Below are 17,837 nucleotides of genomic sequence, written 5' to 3'. Positions count from 1 at the left end.
AATAAAAAATCCCAAGCCTTAACTTGGGATTTTTATGGTTGTGAGCATTTTATTTGTTTCTATTATCCGCCTATAGCTTATCTATCTATGTCGTGCTATCAGCTGTATCAAATGATTCTGCCAGTATGACATCACCATCCTCGCGAGTAATCATCACAGTCGCTGAGCGAGGAATACTACCGCCAGCGACAGCGCCCCATGTATTACCGGGATGCTGAATGTTGATAAACAGCGTTTTAAAATCTGGTGCCATAGTGATGCCTGTTACTTCACATCCTTCAGGACCAACAAAGAATCGTTTAATATTGTCATTGCTAGCAGATGTGCCAACACGGGTCGACTGCCCTGCCGATGTGGTCGTCATCGATCCATCACTGACCTTGCCTGGCAGAGCTGCGAGCAACATACAGCTACTGGTATCGGTGTAAGCGCCGTCATCTGTCTGAATCCATAAGACACCGCGCGGGTCAAAATACAGTCCATCAGGTGAAGAGAAGTCATTATTGTCATTTAATTGAGATAAGTTTTCTGCTGATAAGTCACTTGGCGCACCAAACAAATAAATATCCCACTCAAAGCTCGTTGCAGCATGGTCACCGCCCGCTTCTGCCCAGCGAATAATGTGACCATTATCATTACCAAGTGCTTTTCCGCTTGATTGATAGCTACGCGGATTGGAAGCTGAGACAGGCTGGTCGTCACGTACGCCACGATATTTATTATTGGTCAATGTCACATAGACATCGCCTGTCATAGGACTGACCGATACCCATTCAGGTCGATCCATCTTAGTAGCACCAGCTGCATCGGCAGCGGCACGGGCGAAGACCAATACTTCATCTTGTCCATTGAATGGCAGTACACTATTAAAAGCATCCAGTCCGTTTTGACCGTGGACGAGAGCTTTCCACTCACCGCTACCATCTTCGTTAAATACCGCCACATATAGCGTGCCGTCATTCAGATATTTGTCACCTGCTTTTAGTCCGCCGCCAATATCCGAGTTTGACCACATCGCTTTGGAGACAAACTTATAAATGTACTCACCTCGGGCGTCATCACCCATATAGAATACCACTGGCTTACCTTGCTCAACCGGAGCATACGCACAGTTTTCATGAGCGAATCGGCCCAGTGCGGTACGTTTTTGCGGTATAGAGTTTTGGTCAAATGGGTCAATCTCAGTAATATAACCGAAGGTGTTAAAGCCGTAGCGATAATCTTCAGCAGCACTCGCACCGACAGCTGTCATATCCCAGCGTGAGAACTCGTCTGCTATTTTGGCATCCTTTGCCTCTGGGGTATGCCAGAGATACTCCCAACCTGGGAAGTCCTCCACAGCACCGTAGCGCTCGCGTGCATAGTTATCACCAGCGCTCAATTGGCTGGCATCTTGTCCACGGGCAAACACACCCAAGAAGTTCTCTTCGGTCGTCAAATAAGTACCCCACGGTGAAAGACCTGCGCCGCAATTGTTATTGATACCGCGAGTTTGATAGCCTGTCGGGTCAAACTTGGTCTTGACCAGAGCAGAGCCTGCCACAGGGCCAGCCAATTGCGCTGTTGTACTACTGGTAATACGGCGATTGTATTTAGAGTCAGGTACCATCTCATAACCCATATCATCTGCGCGGCGAGTTAACTCAACCACCGAGACGCCATGACAATTGACTTCACGGCGGACGTCGCTTGCGAGACGACGGTTTTGAAAGATAGGCGCAGCATCGTTATCTTGAGTGACGTAATAGCCAAATGGGCTAAGCTCACTGCTATTAACGTATTCATGGTTCATGACTAGCAAGCTGTTTTCTGACGCTTTGGCATCGTAAGCGTTACCGTTTTTGCCAAAGAACCACATCCCATCATGGTTGTCACCCATACGCCATTCAAACGACTCTGCTGATTGCTCGCGATTGTCTTTCCAGTCCTCGATACCAGAGTTCAGCGGTGTACCAAGTGGTAATATCATCTCTGCCTTGTAGCCCGCTGCTACGGTCATCGTATCCGCTGTTGAATGCGCGACTGCCTCAAACTTTAGGGTATCAGGACGCTTCAAATCACCTTGTGCAGGGATAGCGGCATTATCGTCATTACCAACAATACTGCTATCGTCGTCCTCACTACAACCGACCAAAGGTAATGCGCCAAAAAACGCGGCAGCCGTCAACCCTGTGCCACCTTTTAGGATACTACGGCGGTTCAATCGACGATTGATAATCGTCTGAAAGTCAGTATTATTAGTAGGATTTGAGTCTTCAACCACTTCGTGGGCAAGCGTTCGCTCATTGTTCAATAATGTCATTATCAGTCACCTTGCTATTAGGCTAGATTGGCAGAGAGTTGATCGCGGCTTTATCATTACGACCACAAAAATACGAATTCCGCTTAAGTCTACTTAACCTTTATGACAGCACGCTGAACAATAGGTGACAAACTGATGACAATCGACTGTACTGATGATTGTTTAAAAATAGAATAATTTGAAGATAGAATTGTTTGGCAGCTAGCAAATTTAAAAAATAAATATAAAATCTTAAACGCAAAAGCCCCAAGCAATTGCTCGGGGCTTTTAATATGTATCTGTTATCGCAATCAGGCTTACTGTACTTGTGATACCCACTCATGAGCACCCAATTTTAGCTTAAGCTGATCGCCTGCTTGCAACACACCAACACCGCTTGGCGTACCAGTCATAATCACATCACCTGCTTGCAAGCTAAAGGCGTGACTGATATCGACCAGCAATTCATAGACAGGAAATAGCATTAAGGCACTATCGCCATCTTGCGTTAATTTATCATTGATAGACAGCTGATACTGTACACTCTGCAGATTGCCAAACGCTTGCGGGTCAAGCCAATCAGCAAGGACGCAAGCTCCATCAAAACACTTAGCACGCTCCCACGGATGGCCTTTTTCCTTTAGCTTGCTTTGCAGATCACGCAAGGTCAAATCCAGTCCTAGTGTCACGCCACCAATCGCTTGCTGAGCTTGCTCAATCGTCGCCATAGATAAGTCAGCTGATAGCTGAATACATAGCTCGGCCTCGTAGTGAGTCTCACCAAATAACTCTGGACTTGGGCGAACCACATCACCACGGATAGAGACCACTGAAGACGCAGGCTTCATAAATAGTATCGGCGTGGTTGGTACTTCATTGCCCAACTCTGCAGCATGTGCCGCATAGTTGCGACCAACACAGACGACTTTACCAATAGAGGTACGCAATCTTTCATTATGATTGATAGCGCCCTGCTCGGCACTGACACCGGCTGCAATGGCGTTCGCTAATGACTCGTGTGGCGATTGGCTCATACTAAACTCTCCCTGTAAATGATGGCTATTTTATCAGCAGTCCATACTATATTGTCTACAGTGACTTTGACGGTTTTTAGTTGCTAACTGCTAACTGCTAACTGCTAACTGCTAACTGCTAACTGCTAACTATGGAATTGTATTGGTTACCACATCTGGCGGTACATAACTGGCATGACGGTTCATACGCTTTTCAAACATTCTAAAGCTAAACAAGATGACCCACGACAGTAATAAATAGACGATACCAGCGGCAAAAAATAGCTCCATCAAGGTATAGGTACGCGCACTAATCGTACGAGCAACACCTGTGATATCCATCAATGCAATAGTTGAAGCGAGCGCACTACCTTTTAGCATAAAGATAACTTCGTTACTGTATGCTGGAATCACAATACCAAATGCGCGCGGCAGCGTAACCCGTGTTAGCTTTTGCCATTTTGACATACCAAGTGCATCAGCAGCTTCAAGCTCTCCAATCGGAATCGTCTGAATCGCCCCGCGTATAATCTCCGCTAAATAAGCACTGGTATTCAGGGTAAAGGCAATAATGGCACACCAATACGCTTGGCTAAGTACCGGCTCCCATAAGAACGACTCGCGTACGGCCTCGAACTGACCCAAACCATAATAAATCAGGAATATCTGTACCAGCAGCGGCGTACCACGGAAAAAGAAGATATACAGAAACGGTAGTATCTGTACCACCCAATTCTTAGACAGTCGTAACAACGCCAAAACCAAACCAAACAGCAATCCAATCACACCTGAAAATAAGACCAGCTGTACGGTCAATACCGCGCCGCCTAGTAAATCAGGGATATGGTCAAAAATGACCTGCCAATTCCAATCCATAGTATCTCTCCTCTACCCTATGGTCGATTGACTGTGAGTGGATTGACGGCTTATCTTTTTGGCATAGCGTGCCGCAGGATTGGCGCGCCACTCAAGCCACATCATAAAGCCAGTAATCAACATGGTCAGACCCAAATAAATAATCGCTGCTGCCATATAAAAGGTAAATGGCTGCTGTGTTGACTGCGCCGCACGCGATGACTGATACATAATGTCTTTAAGACCCACGACCGATACCAATGCGGTATCTTTGAGCAATACCAAAAACAAATTACCCAGACCAGGCAATGCAATCTGCCACACTTGCGGCAGAGTGATGCGATAAAACGTCTGAAAAGGACGCATACCAATCGCTTGCGCCGCTTCGCGCTGACCTACCGGAATCTCTTGGATGGACATGCGAAAAATCTCAGTCGCATAGGCACCAAAAGCAATAGACAGCGCCATGACACCGCCCCAAAAAGCACTAATCTCGACATAGTCGTTATAGCCGAACTTTTTGAGGATGCTCATCAACAATATAGAGCCGCCATAATAGATAAAGAGCACCAATAACAGCTCAGGAATACCGCGCATCGTCGCAGTATAGACAGTCGCAAGCTTACGCAGCAACCAGATATTGGACATCTTTGCGGTTGCGCCAAGCAAGCCTAAAGCCAGACCAATAATTAAACTGGTCACAGCAAGCTGTATGGTGACGGTAGCGCCGCTTAATAAAAGCGCGCCAAATCCTTGTAAGTCAAACACGATTATCCACTCAGTCTCTTTATATTAGCAATTAGGGCATGTCTTCAATTCAATCGATAGACATCTAAATGGTTTAAAAACGGCTAAATCTTGCCAAACGGCGTTAAATAGCTGACTAATATCTCGATATTATTTGCGCTATTTTCCTTGTTTGACTGCAATTTATCTCATTTTTATTACCATTTTTAAAATGAAGACACGCCCTAGCAAAATATGAGTTAAAAGAATCAGCATCAATAGCTGAACGCGGCGCAACACCGTATTTTATACCAAATCAATAGGGATGGTCAGCGTCAAAAAATGACGTCAGAAGAATACGATTAACGCTGCGATAATTGACACAGTAGAAATGAGCGCTGATTTTATCATATTCACTCGCCGTGATGTTAATACTGACGCGTAAAAGCTGCGCCTAAACCGTACTTAAACAGACACTTGCCTCTAGAGACATACAATCAGCCGACTAAATTTGAGCAAAATTAATAGGCGGCTATTATGTATATTCGTTGATATAACGACAAATAAAAAAGGACATCACCATCATGGCAATATCCTTTTATTAATCAAAACAATATTTTTTGACTGCTACCTTTGACTACTGTTAGCTATTAACTAACGCTTTCTGTCGTTGGTTGCTCGCTAATGTCTGTATCTGCATCTGTACCCGTATCTGCGTCTTCATCAACTGTGCTCGTTGCATACGCTGGCACCGCAAAGTACTTTTGGTTGATTTTATCGTAAGTACCGTTTGCTTTTATATTAGCAAGAGACTGATTGATCTTTGCTTGTAGCGGATCGCCTGGACGTACTGCTATCGCAAAGTTATCATTAATATCGATCTCATCACCTTTGAGCGCATATTTGCTACCAGCATTTGAGCTCAGCCATTCTATAGCAGGCAACTTATCAGAAATCATCGCATCGACACGGTTTGAACCGAGATCCAAAAACGCATTGCTCAACGTATCATAAAGCTTCATATCGGCTTTTGGATACGTGTCTTCTAGCCACTGCGACGAAATGGTTGAACGCTGTGCAGCAATAGAATGCGAGTCGATATCACTGTTGTTACTAGGGTCAAAGCTGCTGTCTTTTTTGGCCAAAAAAACCAAGGCATTGCTAAAGTACGGATCGGTAAAGCTTACCTGCTGCGAACGCTCTGGAGTAACGGACATCGCGGCCACGATTGCATCGTACTTACCTGCTTTTAGACCAGGGATAATACCGTCCCAGTCCTGCGCTATAATCTCACAGGTAACCTGCATATCCGCACAGAGTGCATTTGCTATCTCAACATCAAAACCACCCAGTGTCCCATCGGCATTGGTATAGTTAAAAGGAGCATAGGCCCCTTCTGTACCGATGCGTAATACATCACCTGTAGAAGCTGACGTTGCTTCGGTAGCCTCTGGATTGGTATCAGCGGCACTCTCTTGGCTATTGCTACAGCCAGCAATGGTGAAGGCCGTCGCTAATGCAAGCAATGACATAGACAGACGACTGACTACATTAATGTTAGATTTGCCAGTCGTGGCACAGATTGGGGCACAATGGTTGCTCATGATCATCCTTGGTTTTTTCTTGAGTAAACAACACGTTTTCAAACAACAGCAGTCAAACTGCTAGATATCGTATTAGTTAGCTGGCGCTTCTTCTTCAGCGACCATTACTTCTTCGACACTATCAGTTGTTGCCACAGCTTTTTGAGCAGCAGCCGTTGAGCTAGTACCAAAATAGCTACCCGTGATTTGATCATAGGTGCCGTTGTCTTTTAGCTCAGCCAATGCCGCATTGAACTTAGCAATTAACGGATCGCCTTTACGGAAAGCAATACCCATTGCGTCATCATTGGTGCTGATTTCTTCACCTTTAACTTCGTAACCTTTGCCTGCGTCTGTTTTTAACCAGTCGATACCCGTTACTTTGTCAGACATCATACCGCGCACACGGCCTGAGGTTAGATCTAGATAAGCATTGTCTTGCGTATCGTATAGTTTGATATCAGCATCTGCATGCTCGTCTTGTAGGTATTGCGAGGCAACAGTTGAGCGCTGTGAGGCAATTGGTAGACCTGTTAGCGACTCAACGCTTAAGTCATCACCCTTTTTGCCGATCAAGATGATACCGCTATGGAAGTAAGGGTCGCTAAAATCAACCACTTCTTTACGCTCAGGCGTGATAGACATACCTGCGATAGCTGCATCAAATTTCTGTGCGTTAAGCCCTGGAATCAAACCGTCCCAATCTTGAGAGATGACTTCACACTCAGCTTTCATTTGCGCACATAATGCGTCAACCAGCTCAATCTCGTAACCAATCAGTTTGCCATCTGCATCGGTATAACTGAAAGGCTTATAGCTTGATTCTGTCGCAATTTTGATATTTAAAGGCGCTTCAGTAGCGGTATCAGCTTCAGCATTTTCTGCTGGTGCTGAGCTATTGTTACAACCTGCCAGCATTAGCACTGCTGCGCTAAGCGGTGCTAGCCACAATGCTTTTTTGCTCATTGATGATGTCATTGAAATTGTCATAAGTTTTATTCCTTAATATATTTACCAGCTATATCGTCAATCACTGCTTGCTGATTTATGCTTATAAACACCGTTTATTTGAAAAATGCCCAGTTTTAGCATTACTCGCATCAAACGTTACTTGTTTTAAGCATAAATCTTCAGTGAGTCATTATTGACCAAAGTTCATCTGCTCAAGACGTGCAAGCTCACCGTTACTACGGATTTCGCTCAATGCTTTGTCAAAGTCAGCTTTGAGTGAGTCACCTTTACGTACAGCAATGGCAATATTGTCATCGTTATCAATTTCATCACCAACGATACCGAAGCCCGCTGCATTTTCTGCTAACCATGATTTGGCAGAAACTTTTTCGGCCAATACGGCATCGCTACGACCAGATTTTAGATCTAGATAGGCATTGTCATAGTTGTCATACAATTGAACTGTGTTGCCTTCTTTGCCTTCGTAGTTATCCTGTAGATAAGCACCTGGCGTAGTAGAACGTTGACCACCAAGCGTTGCGTCTTTAATCGCCATAGGATCAAAACCACCATCCGTATTGGTCAACCATACCATCGTATTGGCAAAGTATGGCTCGCTGAAATCAACTTTTTCTTGACGCTCAGCGGTAATAGACATACCTGCAATCACCGCATCATATTTCTGTGCCAATAGACCTGGGATAATACCGTCCCAGTCCTGTGCAACGATTTCACACTTGGCTTGCATTTGATCACACAAGGCATTGGCAACATCGATATCAAAACCTGCCAAGCTGCCGTCGGCGTTGGTATAGTTGAATGGAGGGTAAGCGCCTTCGGTAGCGATACGAATGGTTTTACCAGTGGTTTCTGCTGCAGGGGCGTCAGCGTTGGTATCGGTAGTTTCATCGGCAGGTTGGCTACAAGCGCTCAACATCAATGCAGCAGTAACGGTCATCGATGACCACAATAGGCGAGAATTCGACATCATACGTTCCTTAAATTCTGATGGGTTTTACATAAGTTTTTGACAGGATTTTCTGACTTAGGGTGCTGATATTTTGTTCTCTGACGTCCCTGCCAGACAAGCAATATAGATAGCAGAATAACAGACAGCCACGAGACGTGACGACCTATAAACCTTTTGATAATACCTGAGTAAAATATCAAAAACAAACGTTTTGCATACTCATAGTTATCATTGGGCAATAAACAGTCAACAATGGTTACGTTACAGTGATTTTACATTTGGTAGGGTAAATGGTGGCAAGCGTGTTGCCACCATCTGTATTGGACATGATATTAAGCGAAAAACTAATGATTAATAACTAAGTAGGACGGTGTGATGCCATAAAGTCTTTGACGCGCTCGGAGGTAGGGTTATCAAAAACTTGCTCAGGTGTGCCAATTTCTTCAACCACACCTTGATGTAAAAAGACGACTTTGCTTGATACTTCACGGGCAAAGCGCATTTCGTGAGTAACGATAAGCATCGTACGTCCTTCTTCTGCTAGCTCGCGCATTACTGCAAGCACTTCGTTGACCAGTTCAGGATCTAGCGCAGAGGTTGGTTCATCAAATAATAGAACTTGTGGCTGCATAGCAAGTGCACGGGCAATTGCGACACGCTGACGCTGACCACCAGATAAGTTGGCAGGATAAGCGTCTTTTTTGTCGAGCAGGCCGACTTTATCGAGCAGCTTTTCTGCATCGCTAATTGCTTGGTCTTTTTTAATCTTTAAGACCTGCGTTGGCCCTTCGATGATGTTTTGTAGAATTGTCTTATGCGGCCACAGGTTGAAGTTCTGAAAGACAAACCCGACGCGTGCGCGCAAGCTTTCTAGCTGCTTCACGTCTGCTGCTTGTAGCTCACCTGATTTGACAGGTTTTAGCATTAGCTCTTCGTTACCGATCAAGATACGACCATGATTGGGATTTTCTAGAAGATTAATACAACGCAGCAACGTCGACTTACCTGAGCCAGATGAGCCCAAAATAGAGATAACATCGCCATCATAGGCAGTTAGGGATACCCCTTTTAATACCTCTAATGAGCCGTAGCTTTTATGGATGTCTTGTAAGTCTAGGGCGATAGGCCGAGTCGGGTTTTTTGCAGTATCAAGCATGGTTCAGCAGACTTCCAATAAATATGAGTGAAAACACGAATAAAATAAGAGCTATATCTATATATATAGTACAAGCATCTAGATGCATTATCGTAATATGCCTGATGAGGCAAAGAGAAAAATGCCATATTGTCTCTTATTACACAGCAAAAAGGCAAATATTGTATTTAACCAACGGGTTAATCAGTTTTTAGCAAAACACAAATACAAAAAAGCCCAGACTGCATTTATCGCTCTGGGCTTTATTTTATCACTTTAGAATACGAGACGTTGTGTTATCTGATAACTGCCTATTTATAGTATGTGCTTAGTACATTTAATATGGCGCTAGTACATTCTATAGCATGCGATTAGTACGTCGATACATGCTCTGAATCTTCAGTACCATCTATCATATCCGCATCTTCTGCTGTCGCCACTGCCACATCATCGTTATTGGTAACGTCCATACCCTCATCATCGGCACTAGCCACGGCCACATCATCATTGTCGCTCGCTGTCGCACTTTCTTCTACAGAGGTTTGAGCATCTACAGTAGTATCAGCTTCAGTCTCCATCGGTGTCTCGTCTTTTTTGCTACAAGCGCCTAATGCCAAAGCACTTGCTACCAAGCCAACCGTTAACCAATTTTTATAAGTCGTATTTTTCGTAGCCATGTTCGTTCTCCATCACTCATCATAATAAGATTAAGTACTATCTACTGATAGCCTTGCTGTTTTAATGCTTACTATACTGAGGATATCTCGCGGCTACCTTAGTATTTACAGCGCAATTCTGTTAAAAACACGTAAAGATATAGTGTAGTACTGATAACGCGCTTATCTTAAATAAACACCACTTAGCATGAACAATATTACTTTGAATAAGCCCCTACAAGAGCGCTGCAAAGCGGATTCTGTTCACAAAATCATCTTTACTATCGTCTCAATCTGCTCTATGTTAAATAGCATAATGACCTACCGCTATCTAAGTAGGCATTCAAAACTTCTTTTTTTGCGACATTTTTCGCCTTTTTAGGTACTTTTACCTATATAAATTGGGCGCTTTTAGTTATAAAAAACCTGTATCACATAAGGAAAATAATTTATGAGTCAATCGAATACTACGGATATTACGACCTATATGCAGTCTGTCGGCAAGCAAGCAAGAGCTGCTTCTCGCGCGCTGGCTGCCGCCAACACTGGCGATAAAAATTCAGCACTCTTGGCCATTCATGATGAGCTGGTCAATGCCAAACAAGACATCTTGGCAGCCAATAAAATCGATATGGACAACGGCCAAAAAAACAATCTTGATAGCGCACTCCTCGATCGCTTAGAGCTAAACGAAGCACGATTTAACGGTATGCTACAAGGTCTTAAAGATGTCGCTGGCCTTCCTGATCCAATCGGTGAAGTCACTGACATGACCTACCAGCCATCAGGTATTCATTTGGGCAAAATGCGGGTGCCACTTGGTGTGGTCGGTATGATTTATGAGTCGCGCCCCAATGTGACATTAGAGGCTGCCTCACTGGCACTCAAGTCAGGCAATGCAATTATTTTACGCGGTGGTTCTGAAGCATTTGAGTCTAATCAAGCCATTGCCAAATGTATCATTAAAGGTCTTAGCCATACTGATCTATCAGAACATAGCGTACAAGTGCTACAGACGACCGATCGTGCAGCCGTTGGTGAGCTGATTACCATGACTGAATATGTCGATGTCATCGTACCACGTGGTGGTAAAGGTCTGATTGCGCGTATCAGCAACGATGCAAAAGTACCTGTAATTAAGCATTTAGACGGTAATTGTCATACCTTTATCGATAGCGATGCGGATCCTGAGATTGCGATTAAGGTCAGCGTCAATGCCAAAACACATCGCTACGGCACTTGTAATACGATGGAGACGCTACTGGTCGATGAAGCAGTCGCTAATGAGCTATTACCTAAAATAGCAGAAGCCATCGTCGCTGCTGATGACGCAATGCAACTACGCCTTGATGACAAGTCACAAGCTATCCTAAATGACAATGCTAAGCTTAAAGGTCATCTATCAGCTGCCACTTCTGAGGATTGGGATACTGAATACCTAGCCCCTATCCTAGCGGTAAAAGTGGTCTCAGGTATTGATGAGGCGATTGAGCATATCAATACGCACGGCAGCCATCATACTGATGTCATCATCACTGATAACTATACCAAATCGCAGCGCTTCATCCGTGAAGTGGACTCGGCCAGCGTTATGATTAACGCCTCTAGCCGTTTTGCTGATGGTTTTGAATACGGTCTCGGTGCTGAGATTGGTATCTCAACGGACAAAATCCATGCGCGCGGCCCTGTCGGTCTCGAAGGTCTGACTTCACAGAAATGGATCGTTTATGGTCATGGCGAAACCCGTGCTTAATCATACTAGCATCGACTATCGAAACGAGTAATCAGAAACGTCAGCAATTATGCTGGCGTTTCTTCGTTTGCATCATAAGTATTTTAGTTAAGGCATTTAAATTATAGGGAGCGGTACGAGCATGCAAAGTGGCAAGATTAAGCACTGGAACGAAGATAAAGGCTATGGCTTTATCGATGTAGATAATCAAAGTGAAGATGTGTTCTTTCATATTAGCAAAGCACAGTTGGCGAAGCCTATAACGGTTGGTCAAAACGTCTATTTTAACAGTGCCCGTAACGACAAAAATCAATTAAGAGCCACTGAAGTGACCTCGTCTTCATTGAGCCTTGACCAAGATACTGCATCAGATATTCCAAACTATACACCTACTAATGCTAATAGAAATAGCAATCAACGCACTCGTAACTCAAATCGTAGCAGTCACAATAGCAGACCCAATAAAAGAAGCTTAGGCTCTACGCTATTTAGCCTTATCGCTATCATCGCCGTCGCTTTCTATTTCTTTGGCGATTTAAATTCGACATTGCTTGCTGATAGCATCGAGTCGACAACGGTATCGCAGGACGTCGCTAATAATACGAGTCAGGCCGCAGTATCAGGAATAACAGGTGACGCACAGGTCGATAATACGATTGCGCTTATTCAGCAAGGCGGCCCGTTTCCGTATCCAAATAAAGATGGCACGACATTTTATAACCGTGAAGGCAGACTACCCACCCAGTCACAAGGTTACTACCGCGAATATACCGTACCCACCCCTGGTGTCTCTCATCGCGGCGCACGGCGTATCGTCACAGGTGGTAATCCGCCTACTGTCTATTACTTGACTGTCGACCATTATGATAGTTTCCAAAGACTACAGGTGCCTTAATATGAAACGAGCTGATATGAAACAAGCGAATACGGACAAAGCCGATATGAATCGAGAAAGTATGAACCAAGCCATCCACTATGTTAGTCAAAGCCATGTTAATCAGGACCACATTAACCAAAACGGTACAGCACTGGGTACTAGCATTCCTGCGCAGGCTGTTACTATAGCCGTCGGTGACACGCTCGAAAAAACTGAGCTATTGACGAGTTTGGCTAAGGCTTGTGATTTTCCTAGTCATTTTTCGCACAACTGGGACAGTGCATGGGATTGTCTAACAGACAGTGAGGTAATTCATTTAAGGCTGGATTTGACAGACGTCAAAAGAATAAACACTGAGGACTTCAATGTCTTTAAAAGCATCATTGAGGATGCCTTTAGAGAATTTGGCAAACCACAATTGTGGATCATCGTGCCATCTGAGGATGAAGCTTATAAGTTAGAAAGTTAGTCGCTAAAAGCCTGTATATTGCAAGCCCGACCGCCGATAGTCACCGATAATTATTCGTCATCATAGAAACCTGAATTCGAGATAAAGCCATATTTATCCCGAATTCAGGTTAATTTATTTTACAGAAAGGATTAACCTATGGAGATTACTTTAAACGGTTATTACACCCTGATATTGGCCACCTTAGTGCTGCTGCTTGGGCGGTTTTTGGTGCGAAGAGTCAAGTTTTTAGAAGACTTTAATATTCCAGAACCTGTCGCAGGTGGCTTAGTCGCAGCGGTTGTGGTCTATATTCTCAATATGGTTTGGGGATATAGCTTCAACTTTCATCAAGGCTTACAGACCGCCACTATGCTAATGTTCTTTGCTTCTATCGGTCTGAGTGCTGATTTTAGTCGCCTAAAGGCAGGCGGCACACCATTATTGATTTTTACTATCGTTGTTTCAGTGTTTATTGTATTGCAGGACGTCGTTGGTGTGGCCATGGCAAGTGCATTGGGACTTGATCCTTTGCTCGGTCTAGTGACAGGTTCTATCGCTCTAACGGGTGGTCATGGTACAGCAGGCGCTTGGGGAATCACGTTAGAACAAGACTATGGTGTGGTCGGTGCGACTACATTGGGTATCGCGGTTGCTACTTATGGTTTGGTCGCGGGTGGTATTGTTGGCGGTCCTGTTGCCCGTCGCTTGATTAATCGACTTGGACTAAAACCAACGCCAGCTAACCCTGATCCTAGCGATATCGAAAAAGTTGCTGGTGCACAGTCGTTATATAGCACCAAACACGATGAGGAGTCTGCAGGTAGTAATAAAGATATCTTTGAAAGACCTGATAGCATGCGCTTTATCACCGCTTCTTCTACTATCGAAACCTTGGCACTATTCGCAGGTGCTTTGGCTTTTGCTGATGTAATGGCCATCGTTGCTGAAGGTACATGGTTTGAGCTGCCCACTTTCGTATGGGCGCTGGCAGGCGGCGTCATCATTCGCAATGTACTAACGATGGTCTTCAATTTTGAGATGTTTGATCGCTCGATTGATGTGCTTGGTAATGCGTCTTTAAGCCTATTTTTAGCGATGGCATTGCTGTCCCTGAAACTCTGGCAATTAACGGACTTGGCAGGTCCTGTACTGATCATATTGGTCGTACAGACCATCATTATGATTATCTATGTCTACCTCATTACCTTTAAAGTGATGGGCAAAGACTATGACGCGGCAGTATTATCAGCGGGTCATTGTGGTTTTGGTATGGGTGCAACACCGACAGCAATTGCAAATATGCAGGCAGTCACGGATCGCTACCTACCTTCACCTAAAGCATTTCTAATTGTACCAATGGTTGGTGCGTTCTTTGTTGATATCGTCAATGCCACGATCTTGCAGATTTTTACGAAGTTGCCGTTTATGTAGAATAGAAAGAAAAAATTATCTATCATAGATTGTCATGTGATTTGGCTTTACTATTGTAAGGTAAAGGCTACTAATACGGAACGTATAATATATTTTTACCTTAATTTGTAATCATAACTTACCTTCAAATCAAACATCAAAAACGGGTATTCATCTATGTATTATCATGTAATTTTGGAACTTGATGGTAAACATCATAAAAACGCATGGGATAAAATTGAAATAAAATCAGATATAGAGGACTTAGATAATTTAAAAGCTAAATTTTCTGAACCTTATCAAGTAGGACGCCCAATATTGATAAATGGTAGAACTATACCGATAGATCATATTGAGCGTTTAAGATTCTTTTCGAGTAATGATCCTAGTAATATTTTAGAAGCGCGACAGGCGACACAAAGAAAGGCTGAGGAAAGAGCATCTGATGTGGCATTTATAGGTTTTTATGAAAATTATTTAGAGTCAGCACTTTTGAAAGAAAAAGATATTACCGATGAATTGATTACGTATGCGAAAGGAACGAAAACCTCAACCTTGGCTGCAGAAGACCAAAAAAATGTGAGCTTACCAACTAAGGTTTTTATTGTTCATGGACACGATGACGCGCTTATAAACGAAGTCAAATCGTTTTTGCTAGCTCAATCCATCAAGCCAGTTGTACTTAGAGAGCAACATGATGCTGGTATCACGATCATAGAAAAGCTAGAACGCTATACCAAAGATCCATCGATTGGGTTCGGTATAGTTTTATACACACCTGATGACGAGGGAAAAGCAGTTGGCGCAGAAAGCTATCAATCCAGAGCCAGACAAAACGTTGTTTTTGAACATGGTTTGCTAATAGGATTATACGGTCGGGAAAAAGTTGTAAGCTTGGTAAAGAAGCAATCTAATATTGAAATGCCAGGTGATGTAAACGGTGTAATATACGCTGATCATGGTTCTGGAGATTGGCGTCTGAGTGTCGCTCATATGTTGAAAAAAGCTAATTACAGTATTGACTATAACGAAATAACTTAAATATTTTTAGTTGGGGACTCCTGACAACCTAAACTATGAACAATTAACAGATCACAAAAAACCGCCCTATCACAGGCGGTTTTTTGCATTATATAACTTGCAGCAAAATCTGATTACTACTGACTGCTTTTTTTCGTAAGTAGGCAATGCTTTACAGATCGCTTCTATTTAAAGTTTAACAGCTATCTAGCAAATAACAAGTACCAGCCATCGAAAAGCCCGCCAAGACTCATCTTGGCAGGCTTTTTTAATTATCAAGTTATAATAGATTGTTCAATCAAACCTATTATTTATACTTTTTAATTTCACCACTTTTCACACGCGCTATGAAAGAATTAACCTCTCTTTTCACAATTGGCATTAAGAAGTACAGGCCGATGATGTTAAAGATAGCCATAGCGAACAGAGCCGCATCTGAGAAGTCGATAACGAAGCTAAACTGTACGATGGTACCGATAACAACGAAGATTAAGAAGATAAGTTTGTATATCATCTCACCGCCTTTCCCTTCACCGAAGAGGTAAGTCCAAGCTTTTAGACCATAATATGACCATGAAATCATCGTTGAGAAAGCAAACAACAATACCGCGACAGCTAGGAAATACTGGAAGATAGGTGCCGTTTCCATGAATGCTGTACGGGTTAGATCCACACCAGTAAGCGCTTGGGTTTGTAAGTTTGCGGCAGTATTTACCCCAGAGATAGTAATAACAAGTGCCGTCATCGTACAGATAACAACTGTATCAATGAAAGGCTCTAATAGCGCTACTAGGCCTTCAGTAGCAGGCTCTTTGGTTTTTACTGCTGAGTGAGCAATAGCGGCTGAACCAACACCCGCTTCGTTAGAGAAAGTTGCACGTTTCAAACCTTGAATCAACGCGCCAATAAAGCCACCAGCCACGCCAGCACCAGTAAAGGCACCCGAGAAAATCTCGCCAAATGCAGTGCCGATATGATTAAAGTTAGCAATCAGTACGATTACCGCCATAGTAATGTACAACAAGGCCATAAAAGGTACGACTTTTTCGGTAACGGTTGCGATGCGCGGCATACCGCCAATGATAACCATACCGACTAAAAACGCTAAGCCAATACCAAAGAAAACACTGTAATCCGTTGGAATGCTAAAAGTAGAGCTCATGACTGCAAAGGCTTGGTTACCCTGAAACATGTTACCAGCACCAAAGGTCGCCAATATACACATGAGTGCAAAACCAACAGCCAGGAACTTACCTAATCCGCCCATACCACGTTCAGCCATACCGCGGCTTAGGTAGTACATAGGGCCACCTGATACGACGCCAGATGGTAGTACCGTACGGTATTTGACACCTAGCGCACATTCTACAAACTTAGTCGCCATACCGAATAGGCCGACCATAATCATCCAAAAGGTAGCGCCAGGTCCACCAATAGCGAGTGCTGCACCGACACCAGCAATATTACCAAGACCAACCGTACCTGACAAAGCAGTGGCTAGTGCTTGAAAATGGCTAACCTCGCCTTCTTCTTTGACAGCAGGGTTTGGATCAGTATATTTACCTCTGACAATATCTAGAGACAGGCCTATTTGACGAAACTGAATAAATCCAAAGTAAAAAGTGAATACGAGTGCGGCAACTAATAACCAACCCACAATGAGGGGGAAGCTGACGTCTCCAAGAGGTACTGAAAAGAAAATAAGGTCGACGAACCAGCCAAATATATTGGCCATAAAGCCATCGAGACCTGCTCCAAATGCTGCTAAACCTGATTGTTCTGCTGCTTGCGCAAGAGTCGTGCTGAGTAATAGCATCGTTGCGACTAAAGATTATTTTTTCATGTAAATCCCTTTAGTGAAAATAACATTTATATAATTATTCAATCAATTACAGCGATACTAATACAAAGTGTAACTATTTATTATAATTTGTATTAGTATTATTACTAAATGTTCAATACTGACTATATACTAATATTTTTGTATAAACAAAGGGATTTACACATTTTTCTTAATTAAACATCAACTTAGCTCTTTAAAACTAATAGCGGAACTCAATCAAGCTCACTACACTTATCGAAAAATGTCGGTAGTAATTTTCAGGTTAAATAACGGACTTAAATATAATTAAAAGAGCTCAATGGCAATATCAACATAGGTTTGCGTTACATGACAT

The 17,837-nt window shown here is 43.4% G+C and carries 15 protein-coding genes; 5 read left to right on the top strand and 10 right to left on the bottom strand.

The features are described from left to right. Positions 1-85: 85 nt before the first annotated feature. The 9 genes from FQV37_RS02420 to FQV37_RS02380 all read right to left on the bottom strand — a co-directional run bounded on the left by FQV37_RS02420 (position 86) and on the right by FQV37_RS02380 (position 10,191). Positions 86-2,302: a PhoX family protein gene (locus FQV37_RS02420; RefSeq protein WP_160021127.1), complete on the bottom strand. Its 2,217-nt coding sequence runs from the start codon at positions 2,300-2,302 to the stop codon at positions 86-88. 296 nt (positions 2,303-2,598) lie between these two features. Beyond that, a complete protein-coding gene (locus FQV37_RS02415) occupies positions 2,599-3,228 on the bottom strand; it encodes a fumarylacetoacetate hydrolase family protein (RefSeq protein ID WP_420876965.1) in 630 nt (209 codons plus the stop codon). Positions 3,229-3,444: 216 nt separating this feature from the next. Continuing rightward, positions 3,445-4,170: an ABC transporter permease gene (locus tag FQV37_RS02410; RefSeq protein ID WP_101205569.1), complete on the bottom strand. Its 726-nt coding sequence runs from the start codon at positions 4,168-4,170 to the stop codon at positions 3,445-3,447. Between the two features lie 12 nt (positions 4,171-4,182). Beyond that, positions 4,183-4,917 carry an ABC transporter permease gene (locus FQV37_RS02405; RefSeq protein ID WP_057758316.1) on the bottom strand — a complete coding sequence of 245 codons (735 nt, stop codon included), beginning with the start codon at positions 4,915-4,917 and terminating at the stop codon, positions 4,183-4,185. A 608-nt stretch (positions 4,918-5,525) separates the two neighbouring features. Continuing rightward, complete coding sequence (locus tag FQV37_RS02400; RefSeq protein WP_420876964.1) at positions 5,526-6,407, bottom strand: ABC transporter substrate-binding protein; 882 nt, start codon at positions 6,405-6,407, stop codon at positions 5,526-5,528. Between the two features lie 144 nt (positions 6,408-6,551). Continuing rightward, positions 6,552-7,448 carry a transporter substrate-binding domain-containing protein gene (locus FQV37_RS02395; RefSeq protein WP_160021124.1) on the bottom strand — a complete coding sequence of 299 codons (897 nt, stop codon included), beginning with the start codon at positions 7,446-7,448 and terminating at the stop codon, positions 6,552-6,554. 151 nt (positions 7,449-7,599) lie between these two features. Next, complete coding sequence (locus FQV37_RS02390) at positions 7,600-8,400, bottom strand: transporter substrate-binding domain-containing protein (RefSeq protein ID WP_179799075.1); 801 nt, start codon at positions 8,398-8,400, stop codon at positions 7,600-7,602. Positions 8,401-8,737: 337 nt separating this feature from the next. Beyond that, positions 8,738-9,535, bottom strand: a complete 798-nt coding sequence (locus tag FQV37_RS02385) for an ABC transporter ATP-binding protein (protein ID WP_160021123.1) — start codon at positions 9,533-9,535, stop codon at positions 8,738-8,740. Positions 9,536-9,885: 350 nt separating this feature from the next. Beyond that, positions 9,886-10,191, bottom strand: coding sequence for a hypothetical protein (locus tag FQV37_RS02380; RefSeq protein ID WP_160021122.1), 306 nt, complete (start codon positions 10,189-10,191; stop codon positions 9,886-9,888). Between the two features lie 430 nt (positions 10,192-10,621). On the opposite strand from FQV37_RS02380, the gene FQV37_RS02375 reads away from it, so the two are divergent. The 5 genes from FQV37_RS02375 (at position 10,622) to FQV37_RS02355 (ending at position 15,681) form a co-directional block, all read left to right on the top strand. Next, on the top strand, positions 10,622-11,923 hold the full coding sequence (locus FQV37_RS02375) for a glutamate-5-semialdehyde dehydrogenase (protein WP_160021121.1): 1,302 nt from the start codon (positions 10,622-10,624) through the stop codon (positions 11,921-11,923). Positions 11,924-12,044: 121 nt separating this feature from the next. Then, positions 12,045-12,797: a ribonuclease domain-containing protein gene (locus tag FQV37_RS02370; RefSeq protein ID WP_102094547.1), complete on the top strand. Its 753-nt coding sequence runs from the start codon at positions 12,045-12,047 to the stop codon at positions 12,795-12,797. Position 12,798: 1 nt separating this feature from the next. Beyond that, complete coding sequence (locus FQV37_RS02365) at positions 12,799-13,248, top strand: barstar family protein (protein WP_240990915.1); 450 nt, start codon at positions 12,799-12,801, stop codon at positions 13,246-13,248. A gap of 138 nt (positions 13,249-13,386) precedes the next feature. Continuing rightward, entirely contained in the window at positions 13,387-14,661 is a 1,275-nt protein-coding gene (gene gltS, locus FQV37_RS02360; RefSeq protein WP_102093316.1) for a sodium/glutamate symporter, read from the top strand. A 156-nt stretch (positions 14,662-14,817) separates the two neighbouring features. Further along, positions 14,818-15,681 (top strand): TIR domain-containing protein, encoded by an 864-nt coding sequence (locus FQV37_RS02355; protein WP_102093286.1) that lies wholly within the window; start codon positions 14,818-14,820, stop codon positions 15,679-15,681. Positions 15,682-15,967: 286 nt separating this feature from the next. Here FQV37_RS02355 and FQV37_RS02350 read toward each other — a convergent pair whose 3' ends face one another. Next, positions 15,968-17,476 (bottom strand): alanine/glycine:cation symporter family protein, encoded by a 1,509-nt coding sequence (locus tag FQV37_RS02350; protein WP_102093288.1) that lies wholly within the window; start codon positions 17,474-17,476, stop codon positions 15,968-15,970. Positions 17,477-17,837: the final 361 nt, after the last annotated feature.

It is taken from the genome of Psychrobacter nivimaris, assembly GCF_009812035.1.
In the GTDB taxonomy this organism is placed as follows: domain Bacteria; phylum Pseudomonadota; class Gammaproteobacteria; order Pseudomonadales; family Moraxellaceae; genus Psychrobacter; species Psychrobacter nivimaris.
The sequence above is the reverse complement of the archived record's forward strand: the minus strand, read 5'-3'. Positions and strand labels throughout refer to the sequence as shown.